This window comes from Syntrophobacter fumaroxidans MPOB (assembly GCF_000014965.1).
In the GTDB taxonomy this organism is placed as follows: Bacteria; Desulfobacterota; Syntrophobacteria; order Syntrophobacterales; family Syntrophobacteraceae; genus Syntrophobacter; species Syntrophobacter fumaroxidans.
The window spans coordinates 1,989,870-2,008,133 of the sequence record NC_008554.1 but is presented as its reverse complement, the minus strand read 5'-3'; the positions used below and the strand labels follow the sequence as shown (position 1 = coordinate 2,008,133).

The 18,264-nt window shown below is 58.8% G+C and carries 10 protein-coding genes; 3 read left to right on the top strand and 7 right to left on the bottom strand.

What is annotated here, in order from left to right:
• Nucleotides 1-114: 114 nt before the first annotated feature.
• Nucleotides 115-1,596: a cysteine--tRNA ligase gene (cysS, locus tag SFUM_RS08460; protein WP_011698491.1), complete on the top strand. Its 1,482-nt coding sequence runs from the start codon at nt 115-117 to the stop codon at nt 1,594-1,596.
• Nucleotides 1,597-1,796: 200 nt separating this feature from the next.
• Here cysS and SFUM_RS08455 read toward each other — a convergent pair whose 3' ends face one another.
• A complete protein-coding gene (locus tag SFUM_RS08455; protein ID WP_011698490.1) occupies nt 1,797-3,656 on the bottom strand; it encodes a hypothetical protein in 1,860 nt (619 codons plus the stop codon).
• An 874-nt stretch (nt 3,657-4,530) separates the two neighbouring features.
• Between SFUM_RS08455 and SFUM_RS21640 the strand changes: the two genes are divergently transcribed.
• The gene (locus SFUM_RS21640) at nt 4,531-7,164 is read left to right on the top strand and encodes a mechanosensitive ion channel domain-containing protein (RefSeq protein ID WP_011698489.1); all 2,634 of its coding nucleotides are present in this window, start codon (nt 4,531-4,533) and stop codon (nt 7,162-7,164) included.
• 96 nt (nt 7,165-7,260) lie between these two features.
• Here the strand turns inward: SFUM_RS21640 and SFUM_RS08445 are convergent, their stop codons facing one another.
• From SFUM_RS08445 to SFUM_RS08420, 5 genes are all read right to left on the bottom strand, one after another.
• Complete coding sequence (locus SFUM_RS08445) at nt 7,261-8,646, bottom strand: coiled-coil domain-containing protein (RefSeq protein WP_011698488.1); 1,386 nt, start codon at nt 8,644-8,646, stop codon at nt 7,261-7,263.
• Nucleotides 8,647-8,658: 12 nt separating this feature from the next.
• Nucleotides 8,659-9,933, bottom strand: coding sequence for a DUF6384 family protein (locus SFUM_RS21635; protein WP_011698487.1), 1,275 nt, complete (start codon nt 9,931-9,933; stop codon nt 8,659-8,661).
• Complete coding sequence (locus SFUM_RS08430; RefSeq protein ID WP_011698486.1) at nt 9,926-11,104, bottom strand: hypothetical protein; 1,179 nt, start codon at nt 11,102-11,104, stop codon at nt 9,926-9,928. Before SFUM_RS08430 ends, SFUM_RS21635 begins: the two co-directional genes overlap by 8 nt.
• A gap of 824 nt (nt 11,105-11,928) precedes the next feature.
• Nucleotides 11,929-13,212 carry a DUF8689 domain-containing protein gene (locus tag SFUM_RS08425; RefSeq protein ID WP_011698485.1) on the bottom strand — a complete coding sequence of 428 codons (1,284 nt, stop codon included), beginning with the start codon at nt 13,210-13,212 and terminating at the stop codon, nt 11,929-11,931.
• Between the two features lie 217 nt (nt 13,213-13,429).
• Nucleotides 13,430-15,898 (bottom strand): mechanosensitive ion channel family protein, encoded by a 2,469-nt coding sequence (locus SFUM_RS08420; protein WP_041440178.1) that lies wholly within the window; start codon nt 15,896-15,898, stop codon nt 13,430-13,432.
• A gap of 202 nt (nt 15,899-16,100) precedes the next feature.
• Here SFUM_RS08420 and SFUM_RS23920 point away from each other — a divergent pair, with 202 nt between their 5' ends.
• Nucleotides 16,101-16,235, top strand: coding sequence for a hypothetical protein (locus SFUM_RS23920; protein ID WP_011698483.1), 135 nt, complete (start codon nt 16,101-16,103; stop codon nt 16,233-16,235).
• Between the two features lie 104 nt (nt 16,236-16,339).
• On the opposite strand, the gene SFUM_RS21630 is transcribed toward SFUM_RS23920, so the two are convergent.
• The gene (locus SFUM_RS21630) at nt 16,340-18,079 is read right to left on the bottom strand and encodes a tail fiber domain-containing protein (RefSeq protein WP_011698482.1); all 1,740 of its coding nucleotides are present in this window, start codon (nt 18,077-18,079) and stop codon (nt 16,340-16,342) included.
• Nucleotides 18,080-18,264: the final 185 nt, after the last annotated feature.

The window sequence follows — 18,264 nt, the reverse complement described above, 5'->3', positions numbered from 1 at the left end:
GCCTCCGCTCGTTGCTCGGAGTATCCTGAATCGAATCGGTCCAGGGCATTGGTGGAACATCCGGGGCGTCGATTCGGCGGCGCGACGAACGGGTGGGAAGGAGACACACGATCCATGGTTTTGCACGTTTACAACACCCTGACCAAAAGCAAAGAGGAGTTCATCCCCCTGGAACCGGGGAAGGTGAAGTTCTACGTTTGCGGGGTCACGGTCTACGACCTCTCTCATATCGGCCATGCCCGTTCCGCCATCGTTTTCGATGTCATATATCGTTACCTCAGGTTCCTGGGGTTTGAAGTCACCTACGTTCGGAACTTCACCGACGTGGACGACAAGATCATTCGCCGCGCCAATGACGCGGGTACCGACTGCAGGAGCATTGCGCAACGCTACATCGCCGCTTTCTACGAAGACATGGATGCGCTTGGGGTGCTGCGCCCGGACCTCGAACCGCTGGCCACGGAAAACGTCCCCGGCATGATCGAGATCATCCGGGTGCTCATGGATAAGGGGATTGCTTACCAGGCCGGTGCGGACGTGTTCTTCGAGATCGAGAAATTTCCCGGCTACGGGAAGCTTTCGGGGCGGCAGATCGAAGACATGCTTGCGGGTGCGAGGGTCGAGGTAGACGCCAGGAAGCGCAATCCCCTGGACTTCGTGCTCTGGAAGGGGAGCAAGCCCGGGGAGCCGAGCTGGGACAGTCCATGGGGACCGGGACGGCCGGGCTGGCACATCGAATGCTCGGCCATGGGCAGCCGTTTTCTGGGAAAGACCTTCGACATCCATGGAGGCGGAAAGGACTTGATCTTTCCGCATCACGAAAACGAGATCGCCCAGAGCGAGGCCGCTTTCGGCATGCCCTTCGTGCGCTACTGGCTTCACAACGGCTTCGTGAACATCAACAATGAAAAGATGTCCAAGTCCCTGGGCAATTTTCTGACCATCAGGGACGTCCTGCAGAAGGTCCACCCGGAAACGGTACGCTTCTTCGTATTGAGCAAGCACTACCGGAGTCCTGTGGATTTCTCCGATGAAACGATCGGCGAGGCCGAGAAGGGGTTGGAACGGCTGTACGGCACTCTCGGGGCGGTAAAGGAACGGGCGGCCGCCGGAGTGGAGGAAGCGTTCCAGGAGAAGGCCCTGCGCGGGCAGGACCCGGAACTCTTCGATCAGATCGCGGCGCTTTCGGGAGCCTTCCGGGAAGCCATGGACAACGATTTCAATACCGCGCAGGCGCTGGGAAACCTGTTTTCCCTGCAACGTCACCTGCAGCGATTCCTCGACAAGTTCGGCCGCAAGCAGCTCAAGGGGCCCGCATCGGCACTGGCGCGCGCCGGGGCGGACGCCATCCGGGACCACGCCCTGGTGCTCGGGCTGTTGACCCGGGAGCCTGAGGCCTTCCAGGCCGAGCAAAGAAGCCTCAAGATCAAGTCCACCGGCCTCACGGAAGCGGAGGTCGAGCGCTGCATCGAGTTGCGCAGGCAGGCGAGGCAGGACAAGAATTTCGCGGAAGCCGACCGGCTTCGTGAAGAGATCGAGAAAAAGGGCATCCAGCTGGAAGATTCTCCCGCCGGAACGCGCTGGCGGGTGGGATAAACCGAAGCCGTATTCAGCCCGGGATCAGACCTTCAACCGCACTCATTCCCTTGATGAATCACTCCGTGATACGGGGCTCGCCAATGCCGGGCAAGGCGAGCCCCGTGCCTGCGCACCCCGAATCCCTCCGCCGTTCGGATTCAAAGGCGGGCATCGGCAACGATGCCCCTGAGAATTCCTTCACCTTCGGGAACCCGAGTTTACGGCGGACACTCATCGGGGATGAGCGATGGGTCCACAGCGCCTTTCACCATGATCCACTGGTCAACCGTGCCGTTTTCGTGTGCGTATGTTCCAGAAACGCAATCGCGTGTGCTGTTGATCGTACCGACGTAGTTTCCCGAACAATCCTCCTCGCATGTTCTCCATCTGTTACAGTCAAAGCGGGTGAGCGTTACCTTCAGACCGTCGATGGTGCCCTTTACTCTGCACCACGGCGCGATCCAGCTCATGTCGTAGCAGATCATGAGTCCTGTCAACGAGGTTCCCAGTTGATTGAAGCGGAAGTATTCGCCGTAGCAATAGGTGCTCGTGGTTCCCGTCCAGTTTCCCTTGATGCAGCGGGCATCCGCCCACACCTTGAATGCTCCGCCCTCGCGGGTGCCTCCAACAACCGCCACCACCGTGGTCCATCGGTTGGGACCTTGAAGCGGAATTCTTCCGTAGGAGTAATGGGTCTTGGTGCCGCTGGCTATCTTCATCCACTTGCCGTTCTGCAACCCGATGAAGCTGTATGAGAAAGTGCCCTTGGGCGCGTCAAAACCTATGGTGAGGCAGGTAAGGTCATCTTCCAGCTCGAATTTGAAGTATTTGGTGCCGTAGGGTTTGACACTGTCGTCTATCGCCGTATCCGCATCCTTGACCACAAAGGCGGTCCTTGCAATGGGAACATGACTGAGAGGGCCGAACGTCAGGCCGCATGCATTCACGATCCTCTCGTCTTCAGTGTAGTCGTAAGTCCGGCTGGAATTGGCGAGATCTTTTATGAAGTTTGTGTTGTTCCAGAGGGTCACGAAATTGTCGAACCTGTAGCCGAGATCGCTCCTGATGGCCGAATCCACCGCGGCCTTGCCTTTGTGTCCATTCGCCTTGTACCTGGTCCAAACGTCTTTGATGATTTCCCAGCCGGAAGGCGCGGTTTCCGTGAGCTTCACCCAAAAGTGGGCGGCATCCACGGCCCTTTCTTTGATCAGGCCCTTTTCGGGTTTTGTCAAACCTTCATTCATATAGAAAATATAATCTGCAATATTATTGTTTGTATATTTGTGAATCCATGCTGCGGTGCCTTCCGTCATCCATCTCATCATGGCGGTTCCGCTGATATAGCCATAACTATATTGAACTCTATGGAAAAGCTCGTGAGCTGATACTACTCTTCTACGACAGTCATTACGAACCCAGGTGGAGCATAATGTAATACTGTTCTCAAAAGAAGATGTCCATCCGCTTTTCTTAAGCAAATAGTAGACTTCTATATCAATGACTTTCCGGTTTCCTGATAGATAATACTTTGGAGTTGTGAAATTTGTCGAGTACTTGTTCCAATAAGATTCGAGAAACTGTGCGGTTGCTTGTATGTGAGCGAGTGTCACGTTGTTTTTTGAATCGGCATCGTTGTCCGTATATCTAAAATTGAAGTGCTTGCTCTTGTATGTCTTTGGCAAAGGGGGTTTGCTTTGGGCGATGATGTGATCGACGGCGGTCCGGGTGTCGTCCGAGATCTGAGGGTTCCGCAGAGCGGCAAAGAGCAGGCCGACTTCATATTCTCCACACCGGAACTGATTCGCGCTCTCAACCCGTGCCTCCTCCGTTTCGTCCGGGCGTTCCACGCCGAGGGGAGGGTAGAGCTCCCGGGCAAGCGCGATGACGTCGTCGTCCGTCCGCGGAATATCGGCGTTTTCACCGAATTGTGCCGCAAAGTCATTCTCGGAGAGAATGTCGATCGTGATGCCGCTGTTTTGAGTGAAGATGAACACCCGGGAATTCCCGGCGGCAACGATCGTCGGCCCAAGGAGCAACAGGACAAGCACCAGCCTGGCGATCCTTTGAACTGTTTTCATGACCGTCTTCCTTTCAAGTTATCCCTCTTGAGAGGGTGTGAAAGGACGTGCCCGGAACATCACACCGGCAGGAACCGGAGGCCGGGCTGTTCTTCTGGGTGCCTGCTTTTGCAGGAATGACGTCGATGATGATCGTGCTACATATCAAACACCCGGCCCATGGCGGTGCGCGGGAATGACGAAGAGGGGTTCCCTCGTCCTTTTCAGCCGGCTGTCGATACAGCGGGACGATCCCGGAGGGCGTTCCGGGAAACCTCACCGCAAGAGGATATCACCTCCTCTCAGATGACGGGGCGGCATGGCTGCAATCGAGACGGAAGTCATCCGGAAGGGGAATCTGAACGTTGATGACCGGCTCAGCATTGTGGTTCTGATTGAATGTATGATTGTACTCGTAAGATATCTTTTTTCGCCGGAAAAGCAAATGCGATAATATCCCGCCGGGGGGGCACCGCGCATCCGGGACCGCCTTGAAAAGGGGGAGGAAGGGGGGATGCACGTGGTTCACGGAAATGGTTTCAATTCTGACGACCGTTCCTCAGCGGATCGGAGCCGGCGGTAGCCCTCCCGCGCAAACGGACGGGACTGAATCCGCCGCGCCGCCTGAAAGGGCGGTCGAAAGCCGCTCATGAGACGGTTTTTGGTCCTTTACAGCTCTTCATATTGCCAAATAGGGTTTTGCATGTATTCACACGGCGCGGCTGTTGGGTTAGAAGAACAGACGGTGTGCCTGCAAAAGACTTTTTTCGGCCGCCGTTGGTTGCCGGGCGATTGGCCCGCGCCGGAAGGAGGGCGTTTTGCCTGCCGGGAACGGGAATCGGGCATAACGGCATGGCGGAACGCAATCCAATAACCGAGCCATTGGAGACAACGCATGCGCAAATCAGGTCGTTACGGCTTTCTGCCGGTGGTGCCGGCCTTCATTCTTGTACTCGCCCTGACGACGGGTCTGCAGGCCGGGGAAAAACCCGATGAGCCAAGCGCGAGGACCGGGACATCGGCCACAAGTCCTGAGAAGTTGCCGGATATTCTGGCGGAAGGCGCCTCCAAACTCCAAAACAGCATCACCGCCCTGCGGCAGCAGCAAGAGCCGGCCAAACAGATGCTCGAGGGCCTCGTCAAGGAGAAAGAGGAGCTGCAGGCCTGGATCGCGGCGTTGAATGCCTCCATGGCGGTGAACGATCTGACCCTGGCCAAGGCCCGGGAAGCGCTGAAGGCTCTGATTGGGCACGAGGAGCAAACCGGCGCCCGTTTGAAAGGACTTGCGGGTGAAGAGGATGCCTTGCGGCAGAAGATCGAGGAGCATGCCGCCGCTCTACTGTCGGTGGAAGCGTTGATGGCCGAGTTGGCCAAAACCGATCATCCTCTGCGCAAATCCAAGGAACTGGAGAAGATTTACCGCGCATATCGGCAGCTCGGCCAGGAATATGACAAGGCGGCAAAAGCCCATCAGGGAATCGTGGGGAAAAGCGTCGAGAATCTGCAGAGCTCCATGACGCTGCTCGCCGAAACCAGGACGAAACTGGAGCAGGACTACCTCCAAAAAGCTCTCAAAGGGGAACTGCTCAAGCGTCAAACCTTTCAGCACCGGCTGCTGGAAATCGGGCAGATTGCGCTCACTCTGGCGGCCCTGCCCGGCAAGGCTTATGCCTGGCTGGTGGAGATGGGCCGCTCCGGAGTGTTGTTCTCGTTCGTTCAGGAGAACTGGACCAATCTCACCGGGCTGTTTCTCTTCCTGGTATTGCTGAGCGCGGCGACGGTCCGCTTGAAGAAACCGGCGCTGCTCAGGCTGGTCGGTTGGGAGGAACGCTTGACGGAGCTTGGCCTGAGAGTGCTCCTGACCATAGTGTCGGTTTCCTTGAAGCGTCTCTTCTCCCTCGGTTTCGTCATCTGGCTCTACGTGGCGTTCTGGTCGCTGGGGATCCTTTCGCACAAGGTGGCCTGGCTGGTCTGGTCCCTGGCGGCGAGCCTGGTGGCGTTGCGCATCGTTTTGAACGTGCTCCATCAATGTCTGGCCGGCGAGGAAGCAGGCGGAGTCCTGCCCGTGCCCGGGGATTTGGCCCGGTTTTTCCGACGGCACTTATCGTTCATGGCCATCTTCGCCGTTCTCCTGCACATCTCCATTCTACCCAACTCGGAAATCCTGGGGTTCACGCCCGAAGGCGCCAACAGTCTGCGGAGCCTCGTCCAGGTCGTGCTGTTGGGCTGGGCACTGTGGCTCATGAGGCCGAATCATTTCGATCCCTTCCTTTCGGTTCTGCCCGTACCGGCTTTCGTGAAGAACAAGGGATTCCTGCGGGCTCTGAGGGTCGCGGCGTTTCTGGTGTTCGCTTTCGTGGTGGTTGCAGGTTTGCTGGGGATGAAATTCCTCTTCGAATACGCAGCCCAAGGGGCCTATTTCACCGTCGTGGTGCTCGCCCTGGCATGGATTCTTGGAGAAGGCGCGCACACCATCCTGCGCTTGACGCTCCATCCAAAAATGGGGCTGTTGGCCCGACGATTCCCGCGGCGAGATCAGCTGTTCCTGAATTCCTACCGGTTCCTGACTCGGGCGGTAAGGGTGCTTTTGGCGTGCGTGGCGCTGCTGGTGGCCCTCAATGCCTGGGGTGTTCCCGCGGACCGACTGGGCTGGGCCTTCAGGTGGCTCGGCTGGGGTCCATCCGTCGGCCCCGTTCGACTGACCCCTGTCTCCATCGGGCTCACCGCTTTGGTCATTTTCCTGGGGTTCCGGCTCTCCCGCGTGCTGCGCGCTTTCATGGAGCTCAAATTCTTTCCCGCAAAGGACTGGGATTCCGGTATCAAATACACCGTATCCACGAGCATGCATTATGTGATCCTGGTCCTCACGGCATTGATCGCGCTGAACACCCTGGGCATATCCCTCACCAATCTGGCCCTGGTTGCGGGCGGCCTGGGCGTGGGGATCGGCTTTGGTCTTCAGAACATCGTCAGCAATTTTCTGAGCGGTTTGATCCTCCTGTTCGAACGTCCCGTCAAAGTCGGGGATATGCTGGTCATTGACGGCCACTGGGGGACGGTCAAAGAGATCCGGGTGCGAAGCACGATCTTCCAGACTTTCGACCGGTACTTCCTGATCATTCCCAACTCGGAGCTGATCTCCGGCAAGATAATCAACTGGACTTACGGGGGATGGGGGATCAATCGCCTCACGCTCAAAGTCGGGGTGTCCTACAGCTCGGACCCGTTCAAGGTCACGCGGATCCTTGAAGAAATCTGTCGCGCCAACCCGCGGGTCCTGGATGACCCGCCTCCCCAGATCTTCTTCGAAGCTTATGGCGACAGCTCGCTGAATTTCAATATTTGGGTTTACCTGGCCACGCCGGGCAGCCGGATTCCCGCCACTCATGAGCTGAACAGCGCCATTTTCGAGGTGTTCCAGGCTCAGGGCGTCGAGATTCCATTTCCTCAGCGCGACCTGCATGTCCGCAGTTGGTCGCGCGAGGCTGCGCCGGCCAGGCCCGCGCGGGGCGACAAGCATTCCGAATAGGCTGTGCAGAGGGTGTTCCGCCACCGGGGTTCCGAAGAATGGCGATGGGGCCCGCGGTGGGGGCATCTCCGCCTTGCAGATCCCATGGAACCGAGCCTAAAAACCGCCGCCGGTGCGGAAGTCGCCGCCGCCGCCGAAGTCTCCCGGTGCGTCGTCGAACCCTCCCGGACCGCCTCCAAAATCATCCCAGCCGCCTCCGGGCCGCCCCCCTTGATGGTGGCGACCGACTTCCCCCCAGACCGTGTCGGAGTTCATGAGACCCTGCAGCATCTGTCCCAGCAGGACGCCCAGGGAGAAGCTGCCGGGGAAGTGTGAATCGTAGGCGTCGTAGCCGTTGTCGCGGTACCGACGCCGCAGTTCCTCCAATTCTCCCAGATTCCTTTCCTGCTGCTGCAGATAGGTATTGAGGGACTGGATTTCCGAGTTGATCCGGTGTTGCTCCTGCCGGATCTGCTGCAATCGAGCGACGATGGTATCGTCTTCCTGCCGGGGGGAGCTGCGGGCTTCCAGCAGGAGCTTGGAGAGCTCCTCCCGCTGCAGGGCGGCCACCTGCAGTTCGAGGACCTGTTTCGACACGGGGTCCGTTGCCGTATTGAGGGCGTTGAGATCCTGGAGAAGCCGCCGATTCCGGGCCACTTCGGCTTCCATTTCGACATCGTGCTGCTTGATCTGCTTTTCAATATCCTGCAAGCCGGCCTGCAATGAAGAAATACCGGCGGCTTCGGCAGCCTGTTTCTCCATTGTCTGCAACGCCTGGGACTCCAACTGCGCCGTCTGCTGCGCTTTGACGGCATGTTCGCGGAGCCGGCGCGGCAGTTCCTGCAGCATGTGGTAGTTGACGCGGTTGCGCGCGAAGTCGATGCATTTCGCCACCCAGCCGTCCAGCCGGCGGGTGAGCCAACCGGCCTGGTAATTCGGCGTCAGGTAGCCCCGCTTCCACAGGTACATGAACAGGTTGTCGGCTTCGTAGGTTCTGCCCTTTTCAAGCCGGTCCTGTTCCGCGCGCGATGCCTTTTCATCGGCATGTCCGGCCACTGCCGACAGTTCCCGGACTCGGTCCAGTTGGCGGCGGTAGTCATCCGTTTCCACGATCCGCTTGCGGGCCTGCTCCAGTTGGTGCCGCATTCCCTCGCCGGCCTCGTCCCGTCGGCGTTCCAGCTCCTTCCTCCGTTCTTCGAGCTGCTGTTGCCTGGATGTGCCCGCTTGGACCTGTTCCTGCAAGTCACGGCGGGTCCCTTTGAGCTGTTCCAGCAGCTTGAGTATGGCCTGGTCGCTTTCATCCAGCCGGGAGACCAATTGCCCGGCCTGTATGTTGTCCAGTCGAATTCTCGCCAACTGCCGGTAGCGTTCGGTGGTTTCCGTGTGCAGGGCGTTAAGCTGCCGGTGCAGCTCTCCCAGGCGCAGGCCTGCCGTCTCGTGTTCCGTTTGTGCCTGATGGAGGTGCTGGTTGATCAACTGCAGGTTGTCTCTTCCCGTTATCATGGCGACATTCTCTTACCACCGGGTGATGGCACCGCCGGTGGTGGGCATCAGGTACTGGGGGGTCAGATAACCGCGATTCTTAACCCCGAAGCGGTTGTTTTGAATGATACCGTCATCGGACTTGTCGCGGCGAATCTTGTCGAAAAGCGTGCCGTCAACCCGCAGGCCCCATTGCGAGACGTTGCTCGTGGCGCCGTCCTCCTCGCTGGTAATGGGCATGGTGAGGCGTTCTCCCTTAGGGGTGACGGCCTCGACGATCACGTAATAGTTGCGGACCCCGGGCCTTTTCGGAGGTTCGCGCCACACGCCGCTTTGAGCGCCCGGTTTGGACACGATGCGCAGCTCGTACTCCTGCACCACCCGTCCGTACAATTCCTGCAGGGCATCCGACCCCTTGCGGGCTCCCTGGACATCGGCCCCGTTGAGCGCCGCCAGTGCATCGGTGTAAAGCTTCTCCGCCGTTCCGCGAGCCGCGCTCTCCCGGATTACATCCAGCAGGCTGCGGTACTGCCCGGCGAGCTTTTCCCGCAACATGGCGAGTCCGCCCAAATCGGCAAGGGCCGCCTCGGCCTTGTCCAAATGCGCCGTCACCTCGTTCAGCAATCCTGCCCTCTGTTCCACGCGGAGCCGGACGGCGTCACCTTCCCGAGCGAGGCTTTCGGCGCTCAAGTCAGGCTTCATGGGCAGCTTTTCGAAGGCCTGAAGCCTGGTACCGGCCCCGGTCAACTGCCCCCCGGCTTCGGACAGAAGGCGTGCGGCCGCAACTTCCATAGATGGGGGGGCCTTGTCGACAGAGCTCTTCAGGGTCTGGCTCAAGTGTGTCAGGCGCTGCCTGAGGATGGTGAACTGATCCTGCTGCCGGCTGATTCGGGTATTGATCTCCTGAGTCGCCTTCGCCTGCCGGCGCGCCTCGGGCGAAACAAAGACAAACCGGTAGACGAGAAAAACGGCCATCAGGCACAAGGCTCCCCACCCCGCGGCTTTTGCCCATCGCTTCCGGTTGACGTAAAGTTTGGCCAGCCACAGCGTTCCCCGAGGTGGAGGCGGCCGGTAAACGAACCGTTCCTCGCGCAGGGCGGCCACCCCCTCGGCGATGATTTCGTCGGTAACCTCGATGCCCTGTGAAGCGTACATGCGCTTCAACTTATCGAACAAGGCCTGGTCGCGTTCGTCCGACGCAAGCTCCCGTTCCACCATTTGCTCCTCGTGGCGCAGAGTGTCCACGACATCCATGGCGAGCATCACTTCGTCGAACCGGGTCTCCTCAGGCTTCCTCTCATCAACCATTGGGCAGGATGTCTCCGGCTTTGGTCAATTCCACAAGACGCCGTTTGCCGGTTTCCACGGCCTGGCGGATTTCCTCTTCGTTGCGCGCGCTCAACTGCCGCAGTTCCGTGATGAGGGTCCTCGACTTCTCCTGAAAATTGATCACGGAATCCAGCAGTTTCTTGACGCTCTGCGCCTTCAGCGTTGGACCATAACCGGCCCGAAGAGCGTCCTCCTGGACCTTTCCCCCCACCTCGGCCAGAGTCTCGAGGCTCTGGTTTATGCCCTCTTTCATGACCTCCAGGGTCCGGGTGCTCTCGTGGAGGCCCTGCAGGCTGGTGAAGGAAGCGTTCAGGGCGGTGAACACGGTTTCATTGGTGCCGAAAAAGGTCACAGCCTGGGAATACACCCGCTCCTTCACCTCGTTGGACTGCACCATCCGGGCCATGATCACTTCGCTCGTGTTGTAGTTGATGGACAGGTTTTCGGCGAGATCCTTGGCAACCTGGTAACGCTTGTCCTCTTCCTGCAAATCGCGCAGCCGCTCATCCCGGGCCAACTCGAGTTTGGCGATTGCCACCTGGTCCGTGTCGGTATTGGTTTCCAGGGCTTTGGAAGCCTCCTCCAGGCGTGTCTTGGCCTCCTGCAGACAACTTTCCGCCTTCTTGAGGATTTCGTAGGCCAATACCTGAGACTCTTTCAGCGCGCCGCGAAAATCACGGTAACTTTCCAGGATGCTCAGCTCCCGATCGATCTGTTCCCTGCTGTCGCGGGTCACCTCGTCGTATGTTTTCTTGATCTTGTCGAAACGGCTTGGGATGTCGCCCCGAGTGACATTCATCCAGAAATTTCCCATGCGCTCCAGGGTGTCGATCTTGCCGTCTTCGAGTTGGCCGACCATCTTCTGGGCGTCGTCGCGGATGCTGTTGAACGCATTGGCTATCTGCTCGTAGCGCTCACCGACCTTCATCGATGAGATATGTTCGCGCACGACCTCGTTGAACACCGTGGTGTGATTCAGGGTGCGCGCAATGGCAACGGCCTTTTCTTCATCCAGATCGCTGACCTTCTTGATGATGGCCACCACCGGAGTCTCATTCGGCTTTTGGGGCGCAAGCCCCAGGTCACGCAGCTTGCTCAGCGCCTTGTCAAGGTAATTCAAAGGCATGGGCACCAGGTCTTGTGTCGTCATGGTCTCGCTCCCTTTTCTTTGCGACTCGTGGCTTGCGAGGGGGGCGCCGGTTGCCGAGGGCTCATCCAGGGCCGGAAGGTATTCCTCTGGGACATGTCGGTGCGTGCGGGACGAATCCGGGCACCATGAAGGGCAACCAGGACATTTTCGGGCCGGGTCTTAGCGTCGTCGCCCGCTTCCGGGCTTGTAAACTACCCCCTCCACTCTAAAAATTCCCGATTGTCTCGGGCTTGTTATCCATAAGCTCCTTCGTCCGAGGTCCAATCCCTCGGAGCCTTCATCCTCGGTCCGTACGAATTCCCGTACTCGGTGGGTTCCCCGATATTGCATTACGGGGGCATTTTCCAGGAAACCGGCTTCGGTCCGGGCAGCTTCCGGATTGTCTTATACCGAGGTGCGTTCAAGATGACGCAATACCTGCCCATCGGGAGTTGACGCGGGCGGGGATAAGCTCCGCCCCTTGCTGCGGACCGATGTGCCGGTTCGACGTAGCAAGGGGAGGACTTTATGCCCTCCCGCCCAATGCACTCATCTTGAACGCAAAACTGTCTTATCCGCCGGCCTCCTCGGGTCTTCTTCCCATCCGGAATGAGAGGCGCAACCGATGAGATCCGCTATCACTCTACTCCAGAACCCGGTTCAAAGAAAACAGGAATGTTTCTTCTTCACGAGTCCGAATCAGGCGCAGTTGAGGGGGCGCCGGGACGTCGGGGGGTGAACGAGCGAAACCCTGTTGATTTTTCCAGATATGATCAAATTGACCATGGCCGGGTCAAAAAGGACTCCCATGCGCTCCAGGACGCTGTCCCGGCGCGACGTCCGTGTCAATCCGCCGAGCGACTGAGCCTTTTCGTAAAGTAAATGGAGGCCGCCCGCTCCAGGTCGGCCTTGGTGATATGGATCGGGCGCTGCTCATATGCGCTGATGGAGGCGATAATATTTAAGATATCAAGAGGATAACATGCGCGAAGCTGACCGCCCGAGGCCTGCAGGCACAGTGCGCGGAGCCGCTCGGCGCTTCCCGGCTCACTGGAGAGCTTGTTCTCCACCACAAGCCTGTCGAAAATTCTGTCGAACAAATCCGGTTTGCACGGTTCCACGTAAACATGGTTGCGGATCCGCCGGAGAAACGCTTCGTCGGCCAGTTCCTGGGGGTCGAGATTAGTAGCGAAAACAACCATCGTGGCGAAAGGGATCTGGAATTTCACACCGTAGCTGAGGGCCAGGTAGTCGACGCGGCGGTCCAGCGGCACGATCCAACGGTTGAGCAGATTGCGGGGAGCGACGATCTGCCGGCCGAAGTCGTCGATGACAAGAATACCGTTGTTTGCTTTCATCTGAACCGGGGCCGCGTAAACCCCCGAGTTGGCATCCAGCTGCAGTTCCAGCATGGATATGTCGAGCTCTCCCCCGACCACTATGCAGGGGCGCTCGCAGAGCACCCAGCGGAGATCCTCCTTGCCGTTTTCGCCGTCATCGACCTTGTTGTGAACGGCGGGATCGTAGAGGACGATGATTTTACCGTCAAACTCCACCGCATAAGGAATGAGTATCGGGTCTCGATAGACCCTCTGCAAACGCACCGCGACACTCGTTTTCCCGTTACCGGTGGGGCCATAGAGGAACAGCGACGATTGTGAAATCAGCGCGGGGCCGAGTTGATCCAGGAATTCCTCGGTCACCACGAGATCGGACATTGCTGTTTTCAGTTGCTCCCGAGTGAGTGCCCGCTTTGGAATCTGTGCTTTGACCATGGCCGTGTAGCTTTGCAGCGAAACGGGGGCGGGTCCGCAGTACTGGGAGACTTTGAGTCGCCTTTCGGCCAGCTCGCGGCCGGCGGAAGTGAGGCAGAAGTTGTAATTGTTCCCGGACATGCCGGTCACTTCGATGAGCTGCTGTTCGCGCAGTCGCTGAAAGATGGAGTGAACCACGGGAAAAGACAGCCGGAGCGCTCGGCTGATGGATTCGATATCGCTTTTGTCATCCATGTAAATGCGCCGGACCATCAGTTCGGTGACGATCGCCTCCGGGATGTCCAGCTCCTGCAGGGTAATGGCGGCTCTGTGAGCGAAGCCCGCCGGGTTTTCGGCTGAATTGGCTCTGTCCATGATTGCGAAATGTCCTTCCAAACGGGTTGTTTCTCTACAGGGGAACAGTCGGTACCCCGTCTCTGGCGAAAACAATCAGGCAAATGCCTGCCTTCAGGCTACGCCATGTTCCGGATAAACACAAGAGGGACATCCGGCGACGGGGGGACATCCGGCGAGTGCTCGCCCTCGCCGCGCAGGTTTGGCCCCTTGGACCGGGAAACGGGATCACGTTTTGTCAGGACTCGGATTCAGCCTCGGACTCCAGTTTCTTCTTCGCGATCTCCTCCTCGGCCAAAACGGCCGCGATTGCCGCTCCTGCGGCGGCCGACAGCACGTCCTTGCGGGGGGAACCTTCGCCGCCTTCCTTCGACTGGCCTTTGTCGCCCCCCTTGCGGGTGGACGCGTCTTCAGGCAGGCGCACCATGACATGCCTCGTGGCAAACTCCAGACCCTGCTCGGCAAACAGCTCTTGAAGGCGCCTGAGAACCTGGCGCTGGATCAGGAACTCCATGCCCGGTTTTGACTTGAACTTGATTCTCATGTTAAGGGCGGAGTCGCTGACACCCCGCACACCTGCCGATTTGATGGGGCTGAGCAGGGCGGGTCCGAGTTCCTCGTCTTTTTCAATTTCCTTGTTGATCTTCTTTACGACCTTGCGGACCCGGTCGATATCGGTGCTGTGAGGAACCGGGACATCCAGTTTGCTGATGATGTAGTCCCTGGAGAAATTGGTCACCATGCCCAGTTGACTGAAGGGCACGTTGTGCACCATGCCGCGCGTGGCCCGAAGCTTCAGCGAGCGGATGGAGATCGCCTCCACGGTGCCTTTCGCCTTGCCCGATTCCACGTAGTCTCCGATGCGGAAGGCGTCGTCGATGAGGAAGAAAAGGCCCGACACGATGTCCTTGATGAGATTCTGGGTCCCGAGACCTACCGCCAGGCCGACGATTCCCGCGCCGGCAAGGAGTGGCGAAATGTCGATGCCGATCGCCGACAGGACGATCAGGCCCACCGTCAGGACCAGCACAACGAGCAGGAACTTGCGCAGGAGCTGAAGCAGGGTGCCGATCCGGCTGCCGCCCTTGCCCCCCGAATCGGAATCTTCATCCACCGGGAAATCTGTCTGCACCGTCTTGAGACGACGGTTTATGGCTCCCTCGATCAGCCTCCAGGCAACGTAGGCAAGTGAAATCACCAGGAGGACCTTCAGCGCGGCCCCCGTGACGGCTTCGCCGAACCGTACTTCAAGCCCCCACAGGTGCAACACCCAGAAAACAATGACCCCGGCTATGGAAAGGCTCAAACAGCGGCGGATCACCGGCACCAGGCGGCCCACGTGGTATGCGACCGCGCGGCCTTCACGACCGGCCGCTTTTAGGGGTTTCTCTCCATCGGCCGCCGCAACCGCGGTCGCCCCGGGCTCGGGCTCCTGCTCACCCCCTTCCATCTTGTCCACAAGCCCGAAAATGGCACTCAGGAGCCTTTGTCCCAGTCTGTCGAGGATGACGAAGATCGGCAGACTGGAAATGAGCGCGAGCATGGGTATCACCAAATCCGCCCGGCCCACGAGCAGGTAAAACATCCAAAGTGCCCAGACCACCACAAAATATGGGATGGCGAGCAGGTGCCAGAACTGCGCGAGTTGCCCTCGGAACAGCCTGTCCCCCTCGGGGTGGTCCCCGGATCTGTGGTGGATGAACCCGGTGACCGCTTCACGGTTGTCGAAAACCAGGCAGGCCAGCATGAAGAAGACAATCCCGGCGGTGGTCGCTCGAATGAAAAGGATACTCTCCTGTGTTATGCCCTGTAGCTCCAACAGAGCGCGGAGCAGAAACCCCGTGCCGGAGACCAGGACGATTCCCATGACCCAGCGGTGAATGGAGCGGGCGGTGCGTTCCTGCACGGGCAGGACCCTCAGTTCGGGGATTCCCGGCGCCAGGAGGAAGCGCAACGCCAGGCGCGTCCCCCGCACCACCAGGACTGCGGCCAGGTAGGTCAAAAGCACCAGCCTGGCGAATTGCCCTCTGTTGAAAAAGAGGAAGAACAAAGTCAGGGTCGCCACGCAAAAAACCAGGATGGATAGAATTTCTATCGCGGCGCAAACCACCTGGCGTTTGATCTTGACCGTCCAGTGAGCGGGCGGGGAGGTCGCGAGCCGATTTCGCATCCCGGCCGTATAGCGCCCGAAGAGCCACTCCGCGGCCAAACCTCCGATAAGGAGAATCAGGATCGCGGCGAACATACGCAGGGTGTCCCCGGTTCCTCCCTTGCCCCTCAGGTTCGAGTACGTCTGAGGAAGGAATTCCGGGACGGCGACCGCACCTGCCCGGAGTTCGCTCAGGCGCTGGTGAAACAAAATGACGTTTTCCTCGGCGCGCTTGACGATGGCGCTGACGCCGTCGACCTCCTCCTTCTGCCGTTTTCCCGCGGCGACTGCGGACGATTTCTCGAGTTCCTTCAGCAGCAGCCTTCGAACCTGATCATCGCTAAGCCCCGCAACGATCGAATTGATCCTGTCGCGGTCGGCGTCGGCGGGAATCTCCGGCAGTTCCTTTACCGATTTCTCCCGGGCCTTCGAGGCGCCTTTCATCTGCAAGAGCGTCAGCGGGTCTTTGCCTTCAGCCGGGAAAGGGGCGCCGACAAAAAACAGACCCAGTGAGACGATCAGGGATAGCCAAAACACTCTTGAGGAATGCTTCGCCATAAGGATTCCTTTTCTCTTGCGGAATCGAGGAGGGTTTGATGCCGGACCGGGAACCGGCACCTGTTTGGAAAACTTACCACTATTATCGTAAAAACGCACGCCGGAAGAGACTTGCTCGTGGCGCCTCCGTCGGGAAGTCGCAGGATGTCGTGGTAGAAACCGTCCTCCCCATTCCATGGTGGCGTGGGCCCTGGGGGTGTGGATGTTCTTCCTGGTGCAGTCCGTCTACTTCGTGCTGACAGGCGATTTGGGCGACACGGAAGAGGCGGAAATCGCACTGGATCCCTTCGAAAAGGTACGACGACAGGCCGAGGAGACCCTTACGACAGGAAGGTAGAGTCGATGATGTGGCGTGCTGACCGATGCCGGCACGCCATGGACTCATTGAAAGGCAAAGGCCGGCGGCTCCGCCGGCTCAGCCCGTACGGTGCAGGGTTTGATTCATTTCCCGGCTTCGGTGTTCTTGGCTACCATGGCCTCCAGCGCAGAAATCCTTGCTTCGAGCTCAGCAATTCGCTTCTCTTTTTCGCGCACCAGGGAGTTGAGCTCCTTTATGGCCGCCAGAGCTACACCGGTCGCATCCATCGGCGCGATGCTCAGGTTGTCGTTCCCCAGCCCGAAGGCCGCATGGAAATCCTGGGCCATCGGTCCGAGGTGCCGGGCCGCGTTGTCATCTCCCTTGAAGTTCCAGGTCGTAACGGGCACCTGTTCCAGGCGGGAAAGAACCATTTGTCCGTCGACGGGTGAAATGTTTTCCTTGGAGTTGACATCGGAATTCTGGGTCAGGGTCCCGGCTATGTTCAAATCCCCATCGTTCTGGAGATAGAAGAGAAGTTGAGTTTGCGATCTCAACGTAAGCCACCCTGCTCTGCCCATAGTCAGAGTTCCACCGGAAGGGTTGGTGATGCGGAAATAATCGTTTGTCTGCTCCATTCCGGCTTCCCACGTGTGACCAGTGTCCGTATTGCTGAACTTCATGGTAGGGGCACCGTTGTTCTGAAGCAGGAGAATATTCCTCAGCGCGGGAGGAGCAGCAGCTTCCGAGACGTGAAGGCGAACGCTGGGGCTTGCGGTGCCGATACCGACATTGCCGGAGGCGGCAATATCGATGCTGCTGGTGGGAGCGCCCGGCCGGACTCTGAAGGGAAGTCTGCTCCCGCCGGTTACGTCACGCAGAAAAAAATTGGCTTCGTTTCCCGCCACGTCCCAAGTCTGAGCGGTGAAGCCGCCCGCGCTGTCCTGCTCCAGTCGCAATGCCGGGGTGTTGCTGGTTTTGGCATGAAGATCGAGCACCGGCGTGCTGGTTCTGAAGCCGACCCGGCCAGTGCTGTCCACAAAGATCGAGTTGTTCGCAGCCCCGGCCACGATGGTAAAAGGAATCTTCGCTCCGGTTACGTCCTCGATGGAGAACTTGTTGAGGCCTCCGCTCGCGCTGTCGTTTGCCGTGAGCTGCCAGTCGTTGGCGGGAAAACCGGCGGTGGTGGACGAATCATCGAACTTGATGCGCGTGTTGTCTTCCTTGAGTCTGATGGTGTCAAAGCCGAAGCTCTCCCCGTCTACGCAGTCAAAACCAACGCACAGGCTGCTCTGGACGATCAGGTCGTCGGCGTGTACCACATCCTTCAATGGGTCAAGACCATCAGTTGGCTTCACGCTTATTCCGCTCGCAGTCTTTGCCGCGGTTGCCTGCTGCTCCTGCCGGGCGATCACGAAGGCGCTCCCTGCGATCGAGAAACTCCCTGATTGGACAAGTCTCTCCCGGGGGAGCACGCCTGCCTTCCGCAACTCCTCCACCGCGGTCATATCCCCCGAAGTGCGGGCCTCCTGCAGTACCTTGCGGGTATTCTTATCAACGGAGGGAACCACGACAAGCTCGTAAGTATATCGGCCATCCGGCAGGATACTGCCCGACCTGTCCGTGATTTCGAAAAACGGGTTCGCTCCCGGCTCAAACTCCTTGCGGAGTACAGTGCCGCGGGGAGTGGAGACGGTCAGAACCAGACGACCGTATTCCACCGTGGGATGCCATTCAACCCTCGAAGGCCCTATGTTCAACTCTGCCACCGCTCCTGCGGGTGGCGGATTTTCCTGTCCCGATGAGGAAGCGGTTGGTACGAAAAAGAAGGCCAGGACCAGGATTGCCAGTGTTATGATTGTGCTGGGAACCGGATAACGCTTCATGGCTCGTACCCTCCTTCTCTGCGGCCCCAATGGCTGCCGGCCGGGCGGAGCATAATCTTCACAAGCCTCCACAGCGAAATCCACTCGAGGACTCGGCTGAAGAGCCGTTTCTTTTCTCCCGCTCTGAAGGCGGGGATTTCAGTAGCGATCATGAAAATAGAAACTGTAAACTGCTCTTATATCAT